22 protein-coding genes and 1 pseudogene are annotated in these 23,137 nt (G+C 64.7%); 20 read left to right on the forward strand and 3 right to left on the reverse strand.

The annotated features are described in order from the left end of the window. Window positions 1-66: 66 nt before the first annotated feature. The 3 genes from ABT392_RS04815 to ABT392_RS04825 form a co-directional block, all read right to left on the reverse strand. The gene (locus ABT392_RS04815) at window positions 67-924 is read right to left on the reverse strand and encodes a flagellin N-terminal helical domain-containing protein (RefSeq protein WP_334279881.1); all 858 of its coding nucleotides are present in this window, start codon (window positions 922-924) and stop codon (window positions 67-69) included. Window positions 925-1,136: 212 nt separating this feature from the next. Next, the gene (locus tag ABT392_RS04820; RefSeq protein ID WP_334279882.1) at window positions 1,137-1,976 is read right to left on the reverse strand and encodes a flagellin N-terminal helical domain-containing protein; all 840 of its coding nucleotides are present in this window, start codon (window positions 1,974-1,976) and stop codon (window positions 1,137-1,139) included. Between the two features lie 408 nt (window positions 1,977-2,384). After that, window positions 2,385-3,224, reverse strand: coding sequence for a flagellin N-terminal helical domain-containing protein (locus ABT392_RS04825; RefSeq protein WP_334279883.1), 840 nt, complete (start codon window positions 3,222-3,224; stop codon window positions 2,385-2,387). Window positions 3,225-3,930: 706 nt separating this feature from the next. Between ABT392_RS04825 and ABT392_RS04830 the strand changes: the two genes are divergently transcribed. From ABT392_RS04830 to ABT392_RS04925, 20 genes and pseudogenes are all read left to right on the forward strand, one after another. Continuing rightward, window positions 3,931-4,455: a tetratricopeptide repeat protein gene (locus ABT392_RS04830; protein WP_334279884.1), complete on the forward strand. Its 525-nt coding sequence runs from the start codon at window positions 3,931-3,933 to the stop codon at window positions 4,453-4,455. Window positions 4,456-4,478: 23 nt separating this feature from the next. Beyond that, the gene (locus ABT392_RS04835; RefSeq protein WP_395386451.1) at window positions 4,479-5,927 is read left to right on the forward strand and encodes a methyltransferase domain-containing protein; all 1,449 of its coding nucleotides are present in this window, start codon (window positions 4,479-4,481) and stop codon (window positions 5,925-5,927) included. A 137-nt stretch (window positions 5,928-6,064) separates the two neighbouring features. Then, a complete protein-coding gene (flhD, locus tag ABT392_RS04840; RefSeq protein WP_334279886.1) occupies window positions 6,065-6,388 on the forward strand; it encodes a flagellar transcriptional regulator FlhD in 324 nt (107 codons plus the stop codon). 130 nt (window positions 6,389-6,518) lie between these two features. Beyond that, window positions 6,519-7,055: a flagellar transcriptional regulator FlhC gene (gene flhC / locus ABT392_RS04845; protein WP_395386449.1), complete on the forward strand. Its 537-nt coding sequence runs from the start codon at window positions 6,519-6,521 to the stop codon at window positions 7,053-7,055. A gap of 16 nt (window positions 7,056-7,071) precedes the next feature. Further along, window positions 7,072-8,118 carry a glycosyltransferase gene (locus tag ABT392_RS04850; protein ID WP_395386450.1) on the forward strand — a complete coding sequence of 349 codons (1,047 nt, stop codon included), beginning with the start codon at window positions 7,072-7,074 and terminating at the stop codon, window positions 8,116-8,118. Window positions 8,119-8,261: 143 nt separating this feature from the next. Next, window positions 8,262-8,585 carry a flagellar transcriptional regulator FlhD gene (gene flhD, locus ABT392_RS04855; protein ID WP_334279886.1) on the forward strand — a complete coding sequence of 108 codons (324 nt, stop codon included), beginning with the start codon at window positions 8,262-8,264 and terminating at the stop codon, window positions 8,583-8,585. A 130-nt stretch (window positions 8,586-8,715) separates the two neighbouring features. Then, window positions 8,716-9,252: a flagellar transcriptional regulator FlhC gene (flhC, locus tag ABT392_RS04860; RefSeq protein ID WP_395386449.1), complete on the forward strand. Its 537-nt coding sequence runs from the start codon at window positions 8,716-8,718 to the stop codon at window positions 9,250-9,252. An 18-nt stretch (window positions 9,253-9,270) separates the two neighbouring features. After that, the gene (locus ABT392_RS04865; protein ID WP_395386448.1) at window positions 9,271-9,987 is read left to right on the forward strand and encodes a class I SAM-dependent methyltransferase; all 717 of its coding nucleotides are present in this window, start codon (window positions 9,271-9,273) and stop codon (window positions 9,985-9,987) included. A gap of 153 nt (window positions 9,988-10,140) precedes the next feature. Next, the gene (gene motA, locus ABT392_RS04870; RefSeq protein WP_334277344.1) at window positions 10,141-10,998 is read left to right on the forward strand and encodes a flagellar motor stator protein MotA; all 858 of its coding nucleotides are present in this window, start codon (window positions 10,141-10,143) and stop codon (window positions 10,996-10,998) included. A gap of 137 nt (window positions 10,999-11,135) precedes the next feature. Next, complete coding sequence (motB, locus tag ABT392_RS04875; protein WP_334277343.1) at window positions 11,136-12,089, forward strand: flagellar motor protein MotB; 954 nt, start codon at window positions 11,136-11,138, stop codon at window positions 12,087-12,089. A 26-nt stretch (window positions 12,090-12,115) separates the two neighbouring features. Beyond that, a complete protein-coding gene (gene cheY / locus ABT392_RS04880; RefSeq protein WP_334277342.1) occupies window positions 12,116-12,508 on the forward strand; it encodes a chemotaxis response regulator CheY in 393 nt (130 codons plus the stop codon). A gap of 16 nt (window positions 12,509-12,524) precedes the next feature. After that, window positions 12,525-13,163 (forward strand): protein phosphatase CheZ, encoded by a 639-nt coding sequence (locus ABT392_RS04885; protein ID WP_334277341.1) that lies wholly within the window; start codon window positions 12,525-12,527, stop codon window positions 13,161-13,163. Between the two features lie 165 nt (window positions 13,164-13,328). Beyond that, window positions 13,329-13,928 (forward strand): annotated as a pseudogene (locus ABT392_RS04890) (EscU/YscU/HrcU family type III secretion system export apparatus switch protein); the annotation flags it as partial. Between the two features lie 91 nt (window positions 13,929-14,019). Further along, window positions 14,020-14,496 (forward strand): EscU/YscU/HrcU family type III secretion system export apparatus switch protein, encoded by a 477-nt coding sequence (locus ABT392_RS04895; RefSeq protein ID WP_464970919.1) that lies wholly within the window; start codon window positions 14,020-14,022, stop codon window positions 14,494-14,496. Next, complete coding sequence (gene flhA, locus ABT392_RS04900) at window positions 14,493-16,598, forward strand: flagellar biosynthesis protein FlhA (protein ID WP_334277339.1); 2,106 nt, start codon at window positions 14,493-14,495, stop codon at window positions 16,596-16,598. Before ABT392_RS04895 ends, flhA begins: the two co-directional genes overlap by 4 nt. Next, on the forward strand, window positions 16,595-18,214 hold the full coding sequence (flhF, locus tag ABT392_RS04905; RefSeq protein ID WP_334277338.1) for a flagellar biosynthesis protein FlhF: 1,620 nt from the start codon (window positions 16,595-16,597) through the stop codon (window positions 18,212-18,214). Before flhA ends, flhF begins: the two co-directional genes overlap by 4 nt. 11 nt (window positions 18,215-18,225) lie before the next feature. Further along, on the forward strand, window positions 18,226-19,038 hold the full coding sequence (locus ABT392_RS04910; RefSeq protein WP_334277337.1) for a flagellar biosynthesis protein: 813 nt from the start codon (window positions 18,226-18,228) through the stop codon (window positions 19,036-19,038). Between the two features lie 17 nt (window positions 19,039-19,055). After that, entirely contained in the window at window positions 19,056-19,769 is a 714-nt protein-coding gene (locus tag ABT392_RS04915; protein ID WP_395386447.1) for an RNA polymerase sigma factor FliA, read from the forward strand. A gap of 44 nt (window positions 19,770-19,813) precedes the next feature. Then, window positions 19,814-21,163 (forward strand): methyl-accepting chemotaxis protein, encoded by a 1,350-nt coding sequence (locus ABT392_RS04920; RefSeq protein WP_395386446.1) that lies wholly within the window; start codon window positions 19,814-19,816, stop codon window positions 21,161-21,163. 118 nt (window positions 21,164-21,281) lie between these two features. After that, window positions 21,282-23,120, forward strand: a complete 1,839-nt coding sequence (locus ABT392_RS04925; RefSeq protein WP_334277334.1) for a methyl-accepting chemotaxis protein — start codon at window positions 21,282-21,284, stop codon at window positions 23,118-23,120. The last annotated feature ends 17 nt before the right edge of the window (window positions 23,121-23,137 follow it).

Consider the following 23,137-nt stretch of genomic DNA (forward strand, 5'->3'; position numbering starts at 1 on the left):
AAAACTTTAGGCCGGTTTTTGGCCGGCCCGTCAGTTTGCCGCAAAGGGCGCGATTGCTGCGGGCGATCAGCCGTTGCGCAGCAGCGAAAGCACTTGCTGAGGCAACTGGTTGGCCTGGGCCACCATGGCATTGCCAGCCTGCTGCAGGATCTGCGAGCGGGAGAGGGCCGAGGTTTCAGCCGCGTAGTCGGCGTCCATGATGCGGCTGCGTGCCGCGCTCTGGTTCTCGACCGAGATCATCAGGTTCGAGATCACGGCCTCGAAGCGGTTCTGCGTCGCACCCAGTGCCGCTCGCTGCTCGCTGGCCGTGTTGATCGCCAGGTCGATCGCGTCGATCACGGCGCCCAGCGTCGTCGGGTCGGAGGTGTCGTCGATGGTCGAGATCGTCGGGTCGGTGATCGCGATGATGGTCGGATCGACCGTCAGGTCGACCGTCGTCACGTCGATGGTGTCGTTGACCGAGGTGTTCGGGCCGACCTGGAAGGTCTGCGGTGTTGCCGCGTCCGCACCCAGAATGGTCTTGCCGTTGAAGGTGGTGCCGGCGATCACGCGCTGGATTTCCTTGGCCAGTTCCTGGTATTCCTTGCCCAGGCTCTTGCGGTCCGCGCTTGTGTTGGTGGCATTGCGTGCCTGCACCGCCAGTTCGCGCATCCGCTGCAAGGTATCGCTGACCTTGGCCAGCGCGCCTTCAGCCGTCTGCGCCAGCGAGATGCCGTCGTTGGCATTGCGGATCGCCACGTTCATGCCGCGCACCTGGGCGTTCATCCGCTCGGCAATCGCCAAGCCGGCCGCGTCATCCTTGGCCGAATTGACGCGCATGCCGGATGACAGGCGCTGCATCGCCACGGCCAGGGAGCCCTGAGAGTTGTTCAGGTTCCGCTGCGCGTTGATCGAGGCAATGTTCGTGTTAATGGTCTGGGGCATTTCAGCACTCCTGCAAATTCAGGCCGGGAGGCAGGATTCCACCTACCCGATGACTGAATTCTGCGAGTGCTCAAATTTTTCAAAAGCCCGATCAAGCGCCTAAATCACGGCCAAAAAGGAAGCGTCAGGCCCCGACCTTGAGGTCGGTGCCCAACACTTCCTGCGCTTTTGCTAGCTGGATCGCGTGCGACGCGCGCGACCCCTGCCGCGCCTTACTGCAGCAGACGCAGCACTTGCTGCGGTTGCTGGTTGGCCTGCGAAATCATGGCCGTACCGGCTTGCTGCAGGATCTGCGCGCGGCTCAGGTTGGCGGTTTCCGAGGCGAAGTCCGCATCCATGATGCGGCTGCGGGCGGCGGTCTGGTTTTCCACCGAGATCTGCAGGTTGGAGATCACCGCGTCAAAGCGGTTCTGCGAGGCACCCAGCACGGCGCGCTCGGAGTTGGTGGTGTCCAGTGCCAGGTCGATGTTCTGGATGATGGTGTCCAGGTCGGTGCCCACCGTGGTGTCGTCGAACGTTGCGCCGGTGACCGCCGTGATCGTGGCGTCAGCCGTCATATCCCGGGTGACCACGTCGACGCGGTCGTTGGCTGTCGTGTTGGCGCCAATCTGGAAGGTCTGCGTGCCGGAGTCGGCGGCCAGGATCGCCTTGCCGTTGAAGGTCGTGCCGCCGGTGACGCGGACGATTTCCTTGGAGAGTTCGGCGAATTCCTTGCCCAGTGAGCCGATGTCGGTGGTGGTGTTGGTCGCGTTGCGGCCCTGCACGGCCAGTTCACGCATGCGCTGCAGTGCGTCGCCCACTTTGGAGAGCGCGCCTTCAGCCGTCTGGGCCAGCGAAATGCCGTCGTTGGCATTGCGGATCGCGACGGTCATGCCGCGAACCTGGGTGTTCATTCGCTCTGCAATCGCGAGGCCGGCGGCGTCGTCCTTGGCGGAGTTGACGCGCATGCCGGAAGACAGGCGCTGCATCGATGTGGCCATCGAGAGCTGAGAAGAAGCCTGATTGCGCTGAGCGTTCAGCGAAGCCAGGTTGGTATTGATGATCGCAGGCATTTTCAATCCTTTCGGTGTCTAAGGTTTCGGGTACTTGTCCGGTACTCGGGTAGCCTTCTTGCGGTTCGATAACTCGGCCGTCTCCACAGGGAAGAAGCCTTGCCGGTACGACCATGGCTTGCGCCTGGCCTCCTACCGTCCGCGTCCTGCCTAACTTCAATAAGGAATGCCTTGAGGGCAAGCCAATATGTCCATCGGCCGGCTGACCGGACAACGCAGTCCTCAAACATTTCGGACCCGTTGGATGTGTTATCGACGACACCTCGATCTACTTAAATCCTTTCTTGCATGGCGACGCCGGCCCGGCAATTTTTTGCCGGGCGGCGTTCTCAGGGTGCTTGGGCTGGCGGAGTGACTACTTCCGTAGTGACATCGGCCGTGGTCAGGGCCAGCGAGGCTGGCCCAGGGTCATCGAAGAAGCGACAGGACGTTCTGAGGCATCTGATTCGCCTGGGCGATCATTGCCGTACCGGCCTGCTGCAGAATCTGCGCGCGGCTCAGGTTGGCAGTTTCGGCAGCGAAGTCGGCGTCCATGATGCGGCTGCGGGCAGCCGTCTGGTTCTCCACCGAGATCTGCAGGTTCGAGATCACGGCATCGAAGCGGTTCTGCGAGGCGCCGAGCACGGCGCGTTCGGAGTTGACCGTGTCCAGCGCGGTGTCGATGTCGTCGATGATGGTATCCAGGTCGGCCTGGACGATGGTGTCGTCGAACGTGGCGCCGGTGACTGCCGTGATGGTGCCATCGGTGTTCATGTTCTTGGTGGCGACGTCCACGCGGTCATTGGCCGTGGTGTTGGCGCCGATCTGGAAGGTCTGCGTGCCGGAGTCGCCGGCCAGGATGGCGCGGCCGTTGAAGGTCGTGCCGCCGGTGACGCGCAGGATTTCGTTGGACAGTTCCTTGAATTCCTTGCCCAGCGAACCGAGGTCGGCCGTGGTGTTGGTGGCGTTGCGGCCTTGCACAGCCAGCTCACGCATGCGCTGCAGGTTGTCGCCGACCTTGGCCAGCGCGCCTTCAGCGGTTTGCGCCAGCGAAATGCCGTCGTTGGCATTGCGCATCGCCACGTTCATGCCGCGCACCTGGGTGCTCATGCGTTCGGCGATGGCCAGGCCGGCGGCGTCGTCCTTGGAGGAATTGACGCGCAGACCCGAGGACAGGCGCTGCATGGCGACGGAGACCGCCGCCTGCGAGTTGTTGATGTTTCGCTGTGAATTCAGCGAATTGATGTTGGTATTGATGACGGCGGGCATGATTTGCTCCTGTTTCAGCTACATAGACGAATGGCTAGGACCAGTGGCCTGTACCCCCACGGAACAAGGCCGACGTGAACCGAGCGCCCTTGCGGGCTCCCGTGACATGGCTACCCCTGGCCTTCCGGCCAACGATGTCCATACCGCCCAGCAGACAAGTTCACCAATCCAGCATCCTTGCGGATACCCGACCAACAGAGCCTTCTCTACCGGACCACGTGTCTGTTTCCAGACCCGTTGGAATGGGTATCGGACAAGCCAGCGCTGAACTTGAGCGCTGTTTGTCAATAGGCCGATCAATCGATAAGCGCCGTGCATTCCTGCCAGTTCTTCGCTTCACCGTGGGATGCACCTGTAGCGGGGTGCTGAAGCGAGATTGCCGTCATCAGATCCGGCAGGGTGGGGCGCTTGAGGGGTGGGGAGCTCTTGCCTGCTGCGTCTTTGTCAGTCCTGTTGCGAGTTCGTCTATTGAGTAGCTGAAACAGGCTCGCGGTCCAGGGAACTCCGGACCGCGCCGCCATGAATGGTTTTCGGCAGGGGCGCGCAGGGACAGGCTTTGATAAGCAGGGGGCGAATGGGTGCTTTTCTCACGAATGAACGGCAGGGGGCTGCCTAAAGTTCTCCCCATCGTGGCCGATACGCGCGCACCGCGCATGCATTGGAATCTTGTTCGGCGAGAGGCCCCGATCAACTTTTGGAGACTTCCATGCAAGCATGTGAGAACGCAGCCGGCCGTCAAGGTCGCGATGAAATCAGTGAGGAAGCAGCGATGTTGCTGGCGGCCGCCCGCAACGCCGCCTTCGCTGAAGCGAGTCAGGGCCGCCTGGGACACGGGCTGGACCTGCTTCAGGCTGCACTGCAGCATGAGCCGCAAAGCCATGACCTGCTCAGCGACATGGCAGCCCTGCTGCTCAGCGCCGGTGAACTGACGCATGCCGCTTCGCATGCCCGCAGCGCGCTGGCCATTGCGCCCGACCATGGCCCGAGCCTGTATTCGCTGGCTTTCGCCCTGTCGGGCCTCGGCCAACTGGGTGAAGCGCGCGACGTGATGCGCCGCCTGACCCAGGGTGAGGCGCTGCAAAGCCTGGTGGCCGAGGCGCCCGAGCTGCTGGTGCTGGTCCAGACCGAGCTGGAGCGCCTGGAGGCTGCCACGCCCGCACCGCTGCCGGCCGCAGTGAAAGCCATGCTGAACCAGCTTGCCGCTGGCAACAGCCACCGTCCGGCCCCCTGAGCGCTCACGAAGCCGGGCCCGCGGTGACCCCGCTTCATTTGTGCATCCTGCAATCGGCAGGTGACATCCACGCGCTGGGCTTTCTGGACCAGGCGCGCTACCTGCGCTACCAGTTCCGGCGCCTGGGCGCTGAGGTCAGCCTGGCCAAGAACCGGCTGCGCCAGGATGCGATCAATATCGTCTTCGGCGCCCACCTGGGCTTCGACGCCGAGTTGTGCCGGCGCTACCGGTGTGCCTTCCTGAACCTGGAGCAACTGGGCGAGGGTGGGGCGGCCGTGAGCGCCGACTACATCGAGCTGCTGCGCCAGTCCTGCGTACTGGACTACGACGCCGACAACCGTGCCGCTTATGGTCAAGACCAGGCGCCCTTGTTGCCGCTGCTGTACTCGCCATACCTGGCCGTTGCAGAAGCCGTGCCACTGGAGCAGCGCCCGATCGACTTGCTGTTCTTCGGCGTGCTGAACGAACGTCGCTCACGCATGCTGGCGCAGATCGAGGCGGCCGGCGTCAACGTGGCGCAGTTTGATGCGCCGCTGTATGGCCCGGAGCGTGATGACTACATCCGCCTGTCCAAAGCCGTCTTCAATGCCCACTTCTATGCCAGCAGCCGCTTCGAGCAGACGCGGGTTGCGCATTGCCTGTCGCTCGGCACGCCGGTGATTGCCGAGCGTGGCCCCGAGACTCGGCCGCATGCCGCGTTCGAAGATGCTGTGCATTGGGTCAATGAAGAGACCATGGCCGAGTTCTTCACCCAGGATTTCGGCAGCGCTGAGTTTTTCAAGCGCAGCCGCGACCACTTGCAGCGCTTCAAGTCCGCGGATCCCCAGGCCAGCTATGCCCAGGCCCTGCAGCATCTGCAGAAGGCGCTGCCCGAGCGAAACGTCGAGGTCTGGCAGCCCACCTGGCTCAATCTCGGCTCCGGCAAGGATTACAAGACCGGCTGGCTGAACCTGGATATTCTGGAATCGGCCCAGCCCGACCTGGTGCTGGACCTGGCGCGGCCGCTGGAGCTGCCTCTGCGGGCGCGGAGTCCGCTGGCCGGCGAGCTGCAGCTCGCTGCCGGCCAGATCGAACTGATCTATGCCAACAATGTGCTGGAGCATGTGCCCGACCTGCCGGCCCTGATGGGCAATCTGCTCAAGCTCTTGTGCCTCGGTGGCGAGATCGAGATCGAAGTTCCTTATGAGCGTGCCAGCAGCGCCTGGCAGGACCCGACGCATGTGAGGGCCATGAACGAGAACAGCTGGCGCTATTACTGCGACTGGTTCTGGTACCTCGGCTGGTTCGAGCACCGCTTTGACTTGATCGAGTTCACCTGGCTGGACGACAACATCCAGGCCTGCGAGCAGCCAAGCGCCGCCTTCATGCGCGTGGTGCTACGCAAGGTCGAGACCACGCCGCATGAGCGAAACAAGGTCCGCATGCTGCGCGCCGACTTCGGCGGCCTTCCCGACGACCCGGTCGATTCGTGACATCCTCGACACGCTTGTAGGAACTTGCCTGACAAGCGGCGCGGCCGGGCGGAGACAGCTCAGGCAGATTTGGGCTGATTTGAGGGCCCAGTTCGGCTCACCACAATGGGAACCAGACACCCCCACGGAGCCGCCCCATGAATGCCGACCAAATCCTTGCCGAGATCCGCGAAGCGAATCTGAATTACCTGATGCTGGCTCAGAACCTGATCCGTGCCGACCGCGAACAGGCGCTGTACCGACTGGGCGTGTCTGAAGAGACGGCCACGCTGATCGCGACGCTGTCGCCGGCACAGGTCATGAAGATTGCCAGCGGCAACACCTTGCTGTGCCGCTTCCGCATGGATGACGACCTGGTGTGGGGCTTGTTGACCAGCCACGGCAAGACGGCAGCGAACGATCAAGTTTCCCGTCTCCATGCTTCGATCCTGATGGCCGGCCGCCATTCCGAAGCCGCCTGAACCGTGAGCCCCCGGTCACGCGGGTACGCGTGACCACCCCCCGAGGGGGTGCAGCCCGATGGGCTGCCTCGGCGGGGCCGCTTGGGAGCGGCCCGGCGCTGGCCCCGCAAATACGAAGAGAGATAGTCCTATGCGTCAAAAGAGCATCCTGACCGAAGCCCGCCAGATCGAACGTGCGGTGACGCTGATCAACCTGGGCGCGCGGCTGCAAGTGCTGGAGTCGGAGACCGACCTGAGCTATGAGCGCCTCTTGCGCCTGTACAAGGAAGTCTCGGGCAAGAGCCCGTCCAAGGGCCAGCTGCCGTTCTCGACCGACTGGTTCATGACCTGGCAGCCCAATATCCACGCCAGCCTTTTCCTGAACATCCACGAGTACCTGAACAAGGTGGCTGAGATGGATGAGATCGACACGGTGATCAAGGCCTACCAGCTCTATCAGGAGCAGACACGGGCTCAGCAACTGGAAGAGCTGCTGTCTGTCACCCGCGCCTGGCGCCTGGTGAAGTTCGTGGACAACGGCATGCTGACGATGACCAGGTGCAGCAAGTGCGCAGGGCAGTTTGTGACGCATCCGCACGAGGTGGCACGCCACTATGTGTGCGGCTTGTGCAACCCGCCCGCACGCGCAGGCAAGGGTCGCGCCAGTGGCGCCATCCAGATGCACTGAAGAGATGCAGTCCCTGATGTCCAGCACCTGCCTGGTCGTCATCGCTCGTGACGAAGCCGCTCACATCGAGCGGCTTTTGCGTAGCGTGGCGCCCTGGGTCGACCGGATGCTGGTGCTGGACACCGGCTCGGTCGATGACACGCCGGCCTTGGCCGCGGCTTGCGGCGCACGGGTCGAGCATTTCACCTGGGTCAATGATTTCTCGGCGGCCCGCAACCGCGCGCTGGCGTTGGCGAACGCCGACTGGCATCTGGTGCTCGACGCCGACGAATGGCTTATCGACGGTGGCGAGGCGCTTCAAGCCTTGCGCCACATGAAGCCGGACTTCATTGGCAGCATCGCCCTGGAAGACCAGTTCTTCGATGGCGAGCTGCGCGCCTCGCAGGGCCGCTTGAGCCGCGTCCTGCCAGGCGCTGTGCGCTATGCCGGCGCCATCCATGAACAGCCGCAGCATGAATTGCCTGTGCGTCCCGTGCCCATACGCATCGGCCATGACGGCTATCTGCCCGAGCGGCTCGCCGCCAAGCGTGGCCGCAACCGGCGCTTGCTGGAGCAGGCCCTGGCCGCAGCGCCTGACGACGCTTACCTGAGTTACCAGCTCGGCAAGGATGCCGATGTCTATGAAGAGTACGAAGCCGCCGCCGCCGCGTTTGCGCGAGCCGCAGAGCAGGCGGGGGCGCAAGAACAGGGCTGGTGGCCCGACCTGATGGCACGCCACCTGTTCGCGCTGAAAAAACTCAAGCGTCATGACGAGGCGATGAACCTGGCCGAGCTGCAATTGCAGCGCTGCGGCGAATCACCGGACTTCTTCTTCGTGCTGGGCGATGTGCTGCTCGACTGCGCGGCCGATGCGCCCGAGCAGGCCCCCGGTCTGATTCCGATGATCGAACAGGCCTGGCTGCGTTGCCTGGAGCTGGGCGAGCACCCGGAGCTGCCTGGCGCCGTGGCAGGGCGGGGCAGCCATCTCGCCGCACACAACCTGGCTTTGCTGTTCGAGGGCACCGGCCGCGACGAGGAGGCTCGGCAGCTGCGGCTGGCCTACGCCCTGGAGCGGCCGCAGTAGAGCGTGACTTTCTGGACGTTCCTGTAGGAATTGCACTGACAGGATCGGCCCGCAAGAGAGACAGCGCGGGCAGATTTGGACCGATTTGTAGGTCCAGTTCGGCTCATCACAATGGGAACCAGACACCCCCACGGAGCCGCCCCATGAATGCCGACCAAATCCTTGCCGAGATCCGCGAAGCGAATCTGAATTACCTGATGCTGGCTCAGAACCTGATCCGTGCCGACCGCGAACAGGCGCTGTACCGACTGGGCGTGTCTGAAGAGACGGCCACGCTGATCGCGACGCTGTCGCCGGCACAGGTCATGAAGATTGCCAGCGGCAACACCTTGCTGTGCCGCTTCCGCATGGATGACGACCTGGTGTGGGGCTTGTTGACCAGCCACGGCAAGACGGCAGCGAACGATCAAGTTTCCCGTCTCCATGCTTCGATCCTGATGGCCGGCCGCCATTCCGAAGCCGCCTGAACCGTGAGCCCCCGGTCACGCGGGTACGCGTGACCACCCCCCGAGGGGGTGCAGCCCGATGGGCTGCCTCGGCGGGGCCGCTTGGGAGCGGCCCGGCGCTGGCCCCGCAAATACGAAGAGAGATAGTCCTATGCGTCAAAAGAGCATCCTGACCGAAGCCCGCCAGATCGAACGTGCGGTGACGCTGATCAACCTGGGCGCGCGGCTGCAAGTGCTGGAGTCGGAGACCGACCTGAGCTATGAGCGCCTCTTGCGCCTGTACAAGGAAGTCTCGGGCAAGAGCCCGTCCAAGGGCCAGCTGCCGTTCTCGACCGACTGGTTCATGACCTGGCAGCCCAATATCCACGCCAGCCTTTTCCTGAACATCCACGAGTACCTGAACAAGGTGGCTGAGATGGATGAGATCGACACGGTGATCAAGGCCTACCAGCTCTATCAGGAGCAGACACGGGCTCAGCAACTGGAAGAGCTGCTGTCTGTCACCCGCGCCTGGCGCCTGGTGAAGTTCGTGGACAACGGCATGCTGACGATGACCAGGTGCAGCAAGTGCGCAGGGCAGTTTGTGACGCATCCGCACGAGGTGGCACGCCACTATGTGTGCGGCTTGTGCAACCCGCCCGCACGCGCAGGCAAGGGTCGCGCCAGTGGCGCCATCCAGATGCACTGACAGCGACGATTCGAAGCCTTGGCTTCCACCCTGATCTGGCCGCTGGCCGCCCTTGCAAGCTGGGCGGCCTGCTGGTTCTTGTACCGGCTGCTCCTGTCGCAGGGGCTGCTGCTGGCCCTCGCTGCCGCCAGCCTGCTTGGCCTGGCACTGGCCTGGCCACATGCACGGCGCTGGCGACGCGTGATCATCGCGGCGGGCTTTCCGCTTTCGCTGCTGGTGTCTGCCCAGGGCCTGTTGCCGGCCTGGGCCTGGCTGCTGCCGCTGGGCTTGCTGCTGCTGGCCTACCCGCAACGCAGCTGGCGCGACGCGCCGCTGTTCCCGACGCCTGTGGGTGCACTGGATGAGTTGAGCCAGCAAATCACGCTCCAAGCGGATGACAAGGTCCTGGACGCCGGCTGCGGCCTCGGCGCAGGCCTGCGGGCGTTGCGCCGCGCCTACCCGCAGGCCCGGGTCGAGGGCGTCGAGTGGAGCCATCTCCTGGCCTTCCTCAGTCGTCTGCGCTGCCCTTGGGCTCACGTGCACCAGGGCGATATGTGGGCGCTGGACTGGCGTCCCTATCGGCTTGTCTATCTGTTCCAGCGGCCCGAGTCCATGGCGCAGGCCTGGGACAAGGCCCATGCCGAACTGGCACCCGGCAGCTGGCTGGTCAGCCTGGACTTTGAAGTGGCCGAGCGCCAGCCCGATGCAAGGATTGACCTTGATCACGGGCGGCGACTGTGGGTCTATCGCATCTAGTTGGACCCAAAATCAGGCAATGATGAGAGGATGGGGGCGCAGCGCGACCCTCGACACTCAAGTCATGAAGCATTGCGCCGAAATGAACGCTAAGCCGGCGCCGCATCTTCAAGGGAGCGGCGCGTCTGAAGCTCAACACAGCCTGAATCACAAATGTTCGTAATCATCGGTTGGCTGGTCGCGATGGCCTGCATCTTCGGGGTGTACATCGCCCACGGAGGCAACATCGCCGTGATCCTGCATGCACTGCCCTTCGAGATGACCACCATCTTCGGCGCAGCCATTGGCGGCATGCTGGCCACCAATCCGCCCAAGGTGATGAAGGCCACCATGAAAGGCCTCGGTACCTGCTTCAAGGGCGGCAAGTACACCAAGGCTCGCTACATGGAGCTGCTGGCGCTGCTCTACGACATCCTGCAGAAGGCCCGCAAGGAAGGCCTGATGTCGATTGAAAAGGACGTCGAAGACCCGCACAGCTCGCCGCTGTTCCAGAAGTACCCGGTGGTGGGCCATGACCATCATGTCACCGAGTTCATCACCGACTACCTGCGCATGATGGTCTCCGGCAATCTGAACGCCCATGAGATCGAATCCTTGATGGACAACGAGATTGACACCCACCACCACGAGGCCTTCATGGCGGTGCAGGCCATCCAGCGCCTGGCCGGCGGCCTGCCGGCCTTCGGCATCGTGGCCGCCGTGCTGGGTGTGGTGAACACCATGGGCTCGGTGGGTCAGCCGCCGGCCGTGCTGGGCGGCATGATCGGCTCGGCCCTGGTCGGTACCTTCCTCGGCATTCTCCTGGCCTATGCCTTTGCCGAGCCGCTGGCCGGCCTGCTGGAATCCAAGGTCGACGAAGATGGCAAGGAGCTGCAGTGCATCAAGACCACGCTGCTGGCCTCGATGCAAGGCTATGCCCCGCAGGTTGCGATCGAGTTCGGCCGCAAGGTGCTCTATTCCACAGAGCGCCCGACCTTTGCCGAGCTCGAAGCTCACGTGAAGAAGAAATAGTGAGCCCCTCGCCTGCGGGTACGCAGTTGGCCCCCCGAGGGGGCGCGAAGCCTCGCGGGCAGTGACCCGCAATGCTTCGCAGTCGTCGTCCTTGGGGCGGCCCAGCGGACGACGGAATACGGAAGGACAGTTGAAACATGGCTGGTGACGCCAAGAAGCTCCAACCCATCATCATCAAGCGGGTGAAGAAGGGCGGCCATGCCGCCCATGGCGGCGCCTGGAAGATCGCCTATGCCGACTTCGTGACCGCCATGATGGCTTTCTTCCTGCTGATGTGGCTGCTTGGCTCCACCACCGAAGGCGACAAGAAGGGGATTGCCGACTACTTCCAGTCGCCGCTGAAGGTGGCCATGGCCGGCGGCTCGGGGTCAGGTGATGCCTCGCACGTGATCAAGGGCGGCGGCAAGGACCTGACCCGGCAGTCCGGCCAGGTCAAGGAAGGCGACGTCGAATCCAAGCGCTCTTCCTTCAATCTGCGCGCATTGAAGGAAGAGCAGCGCCGTGCCGAGCGCACGCGGCTGCAGGAGCTCAAGAGCAAGGTCGAGGAGGTGCTAAAGGATAACCCTCGGTTTTCGGCGCTGGGCGGGCAGATTCGGCTGGACATGACCAAGGAAGGTCTGCGCATCCAGATCGTCGACGAGAACAACCGGCCCATGTTCGACAGCGGCAGCGCCGTGGTGAAACCCTATATGCGTGAGCTGCTGCGAGAACTGGGCAATGTGCTGACCGAGGTGCCCAACCGGCTGACCATCGAGGGGCACACCGACGCCACACCATTCCCGGCGGGCGACAAGGGCTACAGCAATTGGGAGCTCTCGGCCGACCGGGCCAATGCTTCGCGCCGCGAGATGGTGGCGGGCGGCCTGAGCGAAGAGCGCATGCTGCGGGTGCAGGGGCTCGCTTCCAGCAAGCTGCTGGACACCAAGGACCCCAAGGGCCCGGCCAACCGGCGGATCAGTATCATCGTGATGAACCGTGATGCAGAAGACGCGGTTTTGAAAAATCTTCCCGATATCGACGACGAAACTGCCCCGGCGCCTGGACAAGCGAGTGAAAATGATTCCTCCAGTTCGGCGCCCACGCCCAGATAGGGCACCGATGCAATGCGAGGAATGCCATGAGCACTGAAATGAGATTCTTGGTCGTTGACGACTTCTCCACCATGCGCCGCATCGTGCGTGGCCTCCTGAAGGAGATCGGCTACAACAACTGCGAAGAAGCCGAAGACGGCGTCGAAGCGCTGAACATGCTCAAGCAGTCGAAGTACGACTTCGTGGTCAGCGACATCAACATGCCGAACATGACCGGCTTCGAGCTGCTCAAGGCGATCAAGGAAGATCCGAACCTGAAGCACCTGCCGGTGTTGATGGTGACCGCCGAAGCCCGCAAGGAAGACATCGTGCTGGCCGCCCAGAGCGGCGCCGCCGGCTACATCGTCAAGCCTTTCACCAAGGCGACGCTCGAGGAAAAGGTTCAGAAGATCATGCAGAAGCTGGCCGCCGCGGCTTGAGAAAGACGAGGCCACCATGCAACAAGCCGATCAATTCGAAAAACTCGGCAGCAGTGCCGAAGCGCTGATGGTGTCTCCGGAGGTGTTCCAGCAGCTGGGCACCATCACCCGGGTGCTGCACGACACCATGCAACAGCTGGGCGTGATGCCCAAGCTGCAAACTGCGACGGATGGCCTGCCCGACGCCCGCAGCCGCCTCACCTATATCGCCACCAAGACCGCCGAAGCCGCCAACAAGGTGCTGAACTCGGTCGACCAGGCGAAGGCCGAGCATGCCCGCATCTCGGCCGCCACCACCGAGATGGCGCAAGCCATCATGGCCGACCCGGTCAAGGCCGTGGCCACGGGCGCCGTGTTCAATTTCGTCAAGCAGGTCGAGGCTTCCACCAGTCATATCGATCAGCACCTGACGGACATCATGATGGCCCAGGATTTCCATGACCTGACTGGCCAGGTGGTGGCCAAGGTCGTGACCCTGGCCAACGACCTGGAAGACAGCCTCGTGAAGCTGCTGGTGCAGGTGGTGCCGCCGGATCAGCGTGAAAAGGTCGATCCGACCATCCTGCAGGGCCCGGTCGTCAATGCCGAAGGCCGCACCGATGTGGTGACCAACCAGGGCGAGGTCGACGACCTGCTCGCCAGCCTGGGCTTCTAAGCAAGCCGCCAGGCACCAGGAAGGGCTGCAGCCGTGAGGCCGCAGCCCTTTGTCACGAATACAGGCCGGAATGACAGCCCAATTTCCGGGCCTTATCCGGCTTAAGTTCTGACCGCTCGCGTCCAACAATGACGGGACGGCGCTTCCCCAGCGCCCCATCCCCTCATGGCCGACCAAGACGCACAGGACCGCAACTTACCCGCCTCAGCCAAGAAGATCGAGAGATCTCGGGCCGAAGGCCAGCTGCCGCGTTCCCGCGACTTGCCGCATTTCGCCATGCTGCTGGCTGCGGGCGCCATGCTCTCCGCGGCCGGGCCGATGCTGAGCGACTGGACGCAGCAACTGCTGCGCGACGGCCTGCGTTTTGATGCCCAATTGCTTGCCAGCCCGACCAGCATGGGCGAGCGGCTCTCCGAGATGACCGGCCGGCTGATGATGTTCGTGCTGCCCATGGGCCTGCTGATGACCCTGGTGGCCGTGGCCAGCAATATCGCCTCCGGCGGCTGGAACATGACGTTCAAGCCGCTGACGCCGAAGTTTTCCAATCTCGATCCGCTCACCGGGTTTGGCCGCCTGTTCCAGTGGCAGGGCATGGGCCAGGCCATGAAGGCGGTGCTCCTGGCCCTGGTGCTCGCCACGATAGGCGCGCTGGTCCTGAAGAACCGCATGGCGGCCTTCGTGGGCATCATGTCGGTGCCGCTCCCGGCGGCGCTGGCCTATGCCGGCCAGCAACTGATGTCGGGCCTGGCGATGCTGGGCCTGGCGCTCGCGCTGTTCGCCATCATCGACGTGCCGCTGCAGCGCCACCTCTATCTCAAGCGCCTGAAGATGTTCTCGCGAAGAGGCCAAGCAGGAAATGAAGGAGGTCGAGGGCAACGTCGAGATCAAGTCCAAGATCCGCGCCCGCATGCGCGAGATGGCCAAGCGCCGCATGCTGGCGGCCGTGCCCACGGCCGACCTGGTCGTGATGAACCCGACCCACTATGCGGTCGCCCTGAAGTACGACGAAAGCAAGATGGGTGCGCCCTTTGTCGTGGCCAAGGGCGCCGACCTCCTGGCGATGAAGATCCGCGACCTGGCCAAGGACGCAAAAGTGCCGGTGCTGCAGTCGCCGGTGCTGGCCCGCGCCCTCTATGCCCACGCCGAGGTGGACCGCGAAATCCCGGCCGCGCTGTTCGCCGCCGTGGCTCAGGTGCTGGCCTACGTCTATCAGCTGCGTGCCGCCCTGGCTGGCCGCGCAAACATGCCGGTGCAGCCGCAGCCGCCGGTGCCCGCCGAGCTCGACCCGCACAACAAGCCCGCGCGCGCGCAGTCCGAGGAGGATGAGCAATGAACCCGCTGATGCAGCGACTGCAAGAAATGCTGGGCCCGCGCGCTGGCATCCTCCAGGCCCTGGGTGCGCCGATCGCCGTGCTTCTGGTGCTGTCGATGATGGTGCTGCCGCTGCCGCCCTTCGCGCTGGACCTGCTGTTCACCTTCAATATCGCGATGGCCATCATGGTGATGATGGTGGCCTCGCACATGATCCGGCCGCTGGACTTCGCCGCCTTCCCGACTGTGCTGCTCCTGACCACCTTGATGCGCCTGTCGCTCAACGTGGCTTCCACCCGTGTGGTCCTGCTGGAAGGACATACCGGTACCGGCGCCGCGGGCAAGGTGATCGAGTCCTTTGGTCACTTCCTGATCGGCGGCAACTTCGCCGTCGGCCTGATCGTCTTTGCCATCCTGGTGGTGATCAACTTCATCGTGGTCACCAAGGGTGCCGAGCGGATCGCCGAAGTCGGTGCGCGCTTCACTCTCGATGCGATGCCTGGCAAGCAGATGGCTGTGGACGCCGACCTGAACGCCGGCCTGATCGACGAGAAGGAAGCCAAACGTCGCCGTGCCGAACTGGGCGATGAAGCTGACTTCTTCGGCTCCATGGACGGTGCCAGCAAGTTCGTGCGTGGTGACGCGGTGGCCGGCATCCTGATCCTGGTGATCAATATCGTCGGCGGCTTCATCATCGGCGTGGCCCAGCATGGCCTCTCCGCCGGCCAGGCGGCCGACAGCTACATCCTGCTGGCCGTGGGTGACGCGCTGGTCGCGCAGGTGCCGGCGCTCCTGATCTCGGTCTCGGCCGCCATGGTGGTGTCGCGCGTCGGCAAGGACAAGGACATCGGCAGCCAGATCGGCAAGCAGGTCTTCGGCTCAGCCAAGGCCATGGCGATCACGTCGGGCGTGATCGGCGCGCTGGGCCTGATCCCGGGCATGCCGCATGTGGTCTTCCTGATGATCGCCTCGGGCATCGGCTACCTGGCCTGGTGGCTGCGTCGCAAGCAGCAGGATCTCGAAGCCACTGCGGCCGAGGCCGCGCGCTCGGGCGCCACGGCGGCAGCCGTTGCCGACCCCGCCAATGAAGCGAGCTGGGACGACCTGGTGCCGGTCGACGTGCTGGGCCTGGAAGTGGGCTATCGCCTGATCCAGCTGGTCGACAAGACTCGCGAAGGCGACCTGCTTTCGCGCATCAAGGGCGTGCGCCGCAAGTTTGCCCAGGAGGTCGGCTTCCTGCCGCCCTCGGTCCACATTCGTGACAACCTGGAGCTGCGCCCCAGCCAGTACCGTTTGTCCCTGCGCGGCGCCGTGGTCGGCGAGGCCGAGGCATTCCCGGGCATGTTCCTGGCGATCAACCCGGGCCATGCGACGCAGAAGCTGATCGGCACCCAGACCACCGACCCGGCCTTCGGACTGCCGGCCGTGTGGATCGAGGAGCGCCAGCGGGAAATGGCCCAAATGGCCGGATTTACGGTCGTTGATTGTTCGACCGTGATTGCCACCCATCTTTCACACTTGATGCAAGTGCATGCCGCCAAGCTGCTGGGTCGCACCGAGACCCAGGCCCTGGTGGAGCACCTGACCAAGCAAGCCCCCCAGTTGATCGAAGACGTGATTCCCAAGATGGTCGGCATCGCCACACTGCAAAGAATTCTCCAGCTGCTGCTGGAAGAGGGCGTGCACATCCGCGACATGCGTTCCATCGTCGAGGCCATCGCCGAGAACGCGCCGATGACCAACGACCCGATCGAACTGGCACGCCGCATCCGCGTCCATATCTCGCCGGCCATCGTCCAGCAGATCTACGGCCCCGTGAAGGAGCTCGACGTGATCGCGCTGGAACCCGAGCTGGAACGCCTGGTCACCCAAGCCTTGAATTCCCCGCATGGCGCAGCGCTCGATCCTGGCGTGGCCGACACGCTGGCGCGCAGCGCCGCCGACACCATGTCCAGTCAGGAAGAGCGCGGCGTGCCCGCCTGCCTGTTGGTGCCCGACCTGATTCGCGCGCCAATGGCCCGGCTGCTGCGCCGTGCCGCGCCGCGCCTGAAGGTGCTGGGTCACAGCGAAATTCCTGAAACGCACACGATCCGCATCGGCTCCATCATCGGAGGCACAACATGAATGTGAAGCGCTTTACCGCCCGCACCTCGCGCGAGGCACTCTCCCTGGTCCGCCAGGCCTTTGGCGACGATGCGGTGGTCCTGTCCAACAAGCCTTGCGCCGCTGGCGTCGAGGTGCTGGCCATGGCGCCCGAAGGCATGGCGCAGATCGAGAAGGCGGCTGCCTCCGCGCCGCGCGCCGAGCCGCGCGCGCCGAGCCGCGTGCAGGCCCGCCCTGCCGATATGAGCTCCGGCCGCTCTTCGCTGCGTGCCCGTACCGAGCCGGGCTTCGCCAACAGCGCCACAGATGTCGGCGAAGACGTGCAGACCCTGGCGATGAGTACTCTGTCTTTCCAGGACTATGTGCGCGAGCGCATGCTCAAGCGCCGCCAGGCCGAACTGACCGGTCAGCCCGACCCGATCCTGCAAGCACCGCCGGCCGCCCGAGCCGCGCCCGAGCTGCCGGACGACGTCACTTCCCTGCAAGCCGCCCGCCGCCAGCGTGCCGAGGCCGCCTTGAAGGCGATGCAGCCGCGCCAGGCGCCTGCACCCGCGCCCGAACCTGCACCGCGCCGCATCACGCCGCCGGTGCTGCGCGACGAGATCCGCATCGACGCGCCGGCCGTCCCGACGCTGGCCGAGCGCGATGCCGGCCGCGGTCGTCGCGACCAGCAGGACATGATGAATGAGCTGCGCTCGATGAAGGGCCTGATCGAGGAGCGCTTCGGCGCCCTGGCTTTCATGGAGAAACTGCAGCGCCAGCCGGCCCAGGCTCAGCTGACGCAAAAGCTGCTGGAAGTCGGCTTTTCGCCGGCCCTGGTGCGCAAGCTGGTCGAAGGCATGCCTTCCGACCATCACAGCCCGGATGAAACCGCCTGGGCGGCCAATGTGCTGTCTCGCAATCTGCATACCGACGAGCATTCGCCGGCGCTGGAAGAGCAGGGCGGGGTGTTCGCCCTGATCGGCTCCACCGGCGTGGGCAAGACCACGACCACGGCCAAGATCGCCGCTGCCTTCGCTACCCGCTTCGGCGCAGCGAACCTGGGCCTGATCACGCTCGACGCCTACCGGGTTGGCGCCCACGAGCAGTTGCGCGCCTATGGCCGCATCCTCGGCGTGCCGGTGCACACGGCGCATGACCGCGCTTCGCTGGAAGACCTGCTGGAACTGCTGTCCAGCAAGAAGATGGTCCTGATCGACACGGCTGGCATGGCGCAGCGCGACACCCGCACCGCCGAGCTGCTGGACATGCTGGCGCACCGCAGCATCCGCAAGCTGCTGGTCGTCAATGCCGCCCAGCAGGGCGAAACCATCGACGACGTGGTCAGCGCCTGGCGTGCCACGCAGGCCCACGGCATCGTGCTGTCCAAGATCGACGAGGCGGTGCGCCTGGCACCGGCCCTGGACATCATGATCCGCCACAAGCTCAAGGTGATTGGCGTGACCAACGGCCAGCGCGTGCCCGAAGACTGGCATCGCCTCTCCAGCCCGGCCTTGGTGCAGCGTGCGCTGCGTGCCGTGTCGGCGCCGGCCTGGCGCATGGACGCCTCTGACGTCAACCTGATCTTCGCCGGCGGCCCCGCGCTGCCCGCCGCTGCGAATCCGAACGTCCACGCCCAACCGATGGGCAGCTTTTGAGGTCTTCGACCATGACGCGCGACCGCCAGGCTTTCAACTCCGCGCCGCTGGACCAGGCTGATGGCCTGCGCAAGCTCTTCTCCAGTTCGCGGGTGCGTTTCGTGCCGGTGCTGTCCAACCCGCATGTGGTCGGTTCCGGCGCGCTGCTGGAAGGCCTGTGCGCGGCTTTTGCCGAGCTTGGCCTGCACACACTGGTGGTCGATGCCGGCGAACTCTCGCCGCCGGCCAACGAGCTGGCCGCCATCGACTTGCCGGCCTGCGTCGAGCGCCTGTCGGATCACGTCTCCTACCTGTCAGCGCGCGGCTTGCCGATGCGCTACATCAACGCCCAGGGCTCTGCGGCGCAGTTCCTCGAGGCGGTGGCCGCCGCTTGCCCGCATGCCGACGTGGTCCTGCTGCATGCCAGCGCCGCTGAGCTGGCCCGCGTTGTGGCCACACGCGAGCTGCGCCCAGTGCTGCTGGCCGATACCGACCCGCGCTCGGTCACCCATGCCTACAGCGGCATGAAATGGCTGGCCCAGCGTGCCGGCCTGATGGTTTACAGCCTGCTGCTGGCCAGCCCGCCTCAATTGCGCCTGACCGGCCGGATCGCCCAGCAGATCAGTTCCTGCGCCGACGGCTTTCTCGGCGCGGTGCTCAGGGACTGGGCCTGCCTGGACCCGCGCCAGCCCGCCAGCGTGCCAATGTCCTCGGAAATGCGATTTCTCGCACGCGAGCTCTTGATTGCGGCGCCGCCTGGAGCGATGCTTGAGGTGTCGGCAGACGCCGCGCCATTGCGCCCCGTTGTCCGACACGCGCAGGGCGCCTCCGTGGCGACCCTCTGAAATCGCAGGAGACAACGATGTACACCGCCAAAGGTCGGCTTGAGACCTCTGCGATGCTCAAGCAGTACAGCCCCCTGGTGCGCCGCCTGGCCCATCAGATGATTGCCAAGCTGCCGGCCAATGTGGAACTCGATGACTTGATCCAGGTCGGCCTGATCGGCCTGACCGACGCGCTGTCGCGCTTTGACACCGCGCAAGGAGTGCAGTTCGAAACCTTTGCCACCCAGCGCATCCGCGGCGCCATGCTCGACGAGCTGCGCGGCGGCGACTGGATGAGCCGTGGCACCCGCCGCCAGCAGCGCGAAATCGAATCCGCCGTCCACAAGCTGGAGCAGCGCCTCGGCCGAGCGCCGCAGGAAAGCGAAATCGCCAAGGAAATGGGCCTGAGCCTGGGGGACTACCAGGAGTTGCTTGGCAAGGTGCGGGGCACCCAGCTCGTCTACCTGGAAGACATGTCGGGCGACGAGGGCGACAACGACTACCTCGACCGCCATGTCGCCGACCCGGCTGCCAATCCGATGGCCATGCTGCAGGACCATCGCATGCGCGAGGCCCTGGTGCTGGCGATCACGAACCTGCCCGAGCGTGAGGGCTATGTCATGTCCATGTACTACGAACATGACATGAACCTGAAAGAGATCGCTGCGGTGCTCAAGGTCACCGAGTCGCGTGTCTGCCAGCTGCACAGCCAGGCCATTGCCCGCTTGCGGGTCAAGTTGCGCGACTGGTAACCTGCCCTGGTTGCGGCCGTCAGAGCCGCAGGGGAGACAGACGCATGTTCAGCAAGCGCAGCAGCGCGTTCACGGGCCCGTCGAGTCATTCGCCGGCCGAGCCAGCTGGCGTGAGCCCGCTGGAAACCATCAAGACGCTTTCGCGCACGGTCTCTACCGTGGGTCGGGACGCTGCCGAGGTGCGCGGCGTGATCGAAGACACCAAGAAGCATGTGCAGGCGCAGGGTGAAACCATGAGTGCGCTGGCCGGCGAGCTGGGCCAGGTCCAGCGCTCGCAGGCTGCCATCACCCAATCCACCCAACAGACCCGTGCGGCCGTCGAGCGTTCGCGCCAGGCACTGACCCGTCTGGACAGCGAGGTCGGCGGCATCGTGCAGAACCTCAAGCAAGTGGAAGACGCGGCCAGCCAGATCACCAAGATCGCCCTGCAGACGCGGCTCGTGGCCTTCAATGCCTCGGTCGAGGCCAAGCGTGCAGGTGAGGCCGGGCGCGGTTTCGGCGTGGTGGCTGACGCGGTGAAGGACCTGGCGGCGCAGGTCGAATCCTCGGCCAAGGCCATCATGAGCACGGTGACAACGCTGGACACCCGCATCGAGGCCTTCAGCCGCGAACTGCGCAGCGAAGGCAATGCCGGCCAGCAGCGCGGTGGCATTCATGCCTCGTTCGCTGAAATGGAAGGGGACGTTGCCGCCATCGATCAATCGGCCCAGGCCAGCCAGTCCACGATGCAGGCACTGGCCGCTCGCGTCGAAAGCGCTGGCCTTGCAGTCCGCCGCGTGATGTCGGACCTGGACGTGGCCTTCGCCTGCAGCGACCGCTTCCTGAGCGTCTCGGAAACGCTGATCGAGCAGATTGCGCACAGCGGTGTCGAGGTCGAAGACTCGGCCTACATCCGCGCCGCGCAGGAGGCTGCGGGCGAGATTGCATCCTTGCTGGAGCTGGCGCTGAGCGAGGGCCGCATCCGCAGCGAGCAGCTCTTCGACACCAACTACCGGCCGATTGCGGGCAGCAATCCGGCCCAGGTACTGACCGGCTTCGTCGATCTGGCCGACCAGTTGTTTCCTGCGGTGCAGGAGCGCATGCTGCAACTCAGCGACAAGGTGGTGTTCTGCATCGCCGTGGACCGCAACGGCTACGTCGCGACCCACAACCGGGCCTACTGCCAACCCCAGCGCGCCGGCGATGTGGTCTGGAATACCGCCAACAGCCGCTACCGCCGCGTGTTCAACGACCGCACCGGCCTTGCATCGGCGCGCAACGAGAAGCCGTTCCTCCTGCAGACCTACCGGCGCGACATGGGCGGCGGCAAGTTCGTGATCATGAAAGAGGCCAGCGCACCAATCACGGTGAACGGCCGCCACTGGGGTGGCCTGCGTCTGGCCTTCAAGTTCTGAGCTGACACGCACGAACCGGGCGTGATCAATGTCCTGCCAGACGCGTCAAAGCGCTTGCCGGCACGGTGCTGCGTACCTACATTGAGCGCTGGAGACAACAGCAAAAGAAAGGTCCGACATGGACACCATCAAGAACCTCCGCGTTGGGACGCGCCTGGCACTGGCTTTCGGGCTGGTCCTGGTGCTGCTGCTGGCGATGGCCGGCGTCGGCGCAAGGCAGACCAGCGCGATCAATGCGTTTGCCGAGTACTACCCCGAGAACATCCTGCCTTCCCTGAAGGTCATCTATCGCATCGAGCAGACCGTCTCGGATGCGCGCCGCCTCGAAGGCCAGTACCTGTTGACCGACGATGTCGCCGAGCGCAAGTCGCTTGCCGAGCGGATCGAGAAGGCGCGCGCCGAGCTGGGCAAGCAGCTGAAGGTCTATGAGCCCCTGGCCGCGGATGCCGAGGACACGGGATTCATGCAAAAGGTCGGGGAGCAGGGCGCAGCCTACTTCGCGGTGCAGGCCAAGGTGCTGCAGGCCGCCGACCAGGGGGCTGCCGACCCAAGTCAAGCCACGCAGGCCAAGACACTGACCTTTGGTCCCGGGCGCGCGGCCTTCAATCCGTTGCGCGAAACGATTACCAAATGGTGGCAGTACAACGAGAAGCTGTCGGCCAACACGACCGCAGCTGCCGAAATGGCCTATCGCAAGGTGGTCTGGACCTTTGCGCTGATGGCCGGCGGTGCACTGCTGGTCGGCATTTTTGCGGCCTGGCTGATCACGCGCTCGATCACGGTGCCGGTGTCGCGGGCCATCAAGGCAGTGAAGCTGGTGGCCGGCGGCGACCTGAGCCAGCGCGTTCAGGCCGACTCTCGCGACGAGCTTGGCGAGCTGCTCAGCACGCTGGACGAAATGACGCTCAGCCTGGCGCGCATGGTGTCGGATGTGCGCATTGGCTGTGGCCAGATCAATGTGGCCGCGGCCGAGATCGCGCAAGGCAATGGCGACCTGTCGGCACGCACCGAAAACCAGGCGTCAAATCTGGAGGAGACGGCCGCCTCGGTCGAGCAGATGACGGCCCAGATCAAGGGCAATGCCGACAACGCCCGCCAGGCCGACCAGCTGGCCAACCATGCCTCCGAAGTCGCCCAGTCCAGCGGCCAGGCCGTGGGCAAGGTGGTGACCACGATGGACGAGATCTCGGCCGCCAGCCGCAAGATCAGCGACATCATCGGCGTGATCGACGGCATTGCCTTCCAGACCAACATCCTCGCGCTGAACGCGGCGGTGGAGGCGGCACGTGCCGGCGAGCAGGGCCGTGGCTTCGCCGTCGTGGCCAGCGAGGTGCGCTCACTGGCCCAGCGTTCGGCCGAAGCGGCCAAGGAGATCAAGACCCTGATCGGCGACAGCGTGGCCAAGGTCGAAAGCGGCAGCACCCTGGTCCATGGTGCGCGCGAGACCATCGAGCAACTGGTCAACGAGGTGCGCAAGGTCACCGACCTGGTGGGTGAGATCACGGTGTCCAGCCGCGAACAGTCCGATGGCGTGGCCCAGATCAACGTGGCCGTCAGCCAGCTGGACCAGGCAACGCAGCAGAACGCGGCCCTGGTGGAGCAGACTGCCGCGGCGGCAGAAAGCATGCGCCAGCAGACCGACAAGCTCGCGCAGACCGTATCAGCATTCAAGCTCAATGAGCAGGGCCTATCGGCGGCTCGCAGCCCGGCGGCGCGGCCGGCTCATTCGCCCAAGCCCATGCCCGCAGCGGCTCCCAGGCCCGCGGCCAAGGCCACGCCCGCAACCTACAAGCCATCGCCAGTGGCAAAGCCTGCTGCAGCCAAACCGGCAGCGGCATTGAAACCTGCCGTCAAGCCGGCCGCCGCAATGCCTTCGCCCGCCAAGGCGGCAGCACCGAGGCCCGCGCCAGCGCCGGTATCAGCCCCGGCAGCCGACGGCGATTGGGAAACCTTCTGAGTGGCTGAACGCAGGGA

It is taken from the genome of Paucibacter sp. JuS9 (assembly GCF_044043925.2).
Classification (GTDB): Bacteria; Pseudomonadota; Gammaproteobacteria; order Burkholderiales; family Burkholderiaceae_C; genus JAUASW01.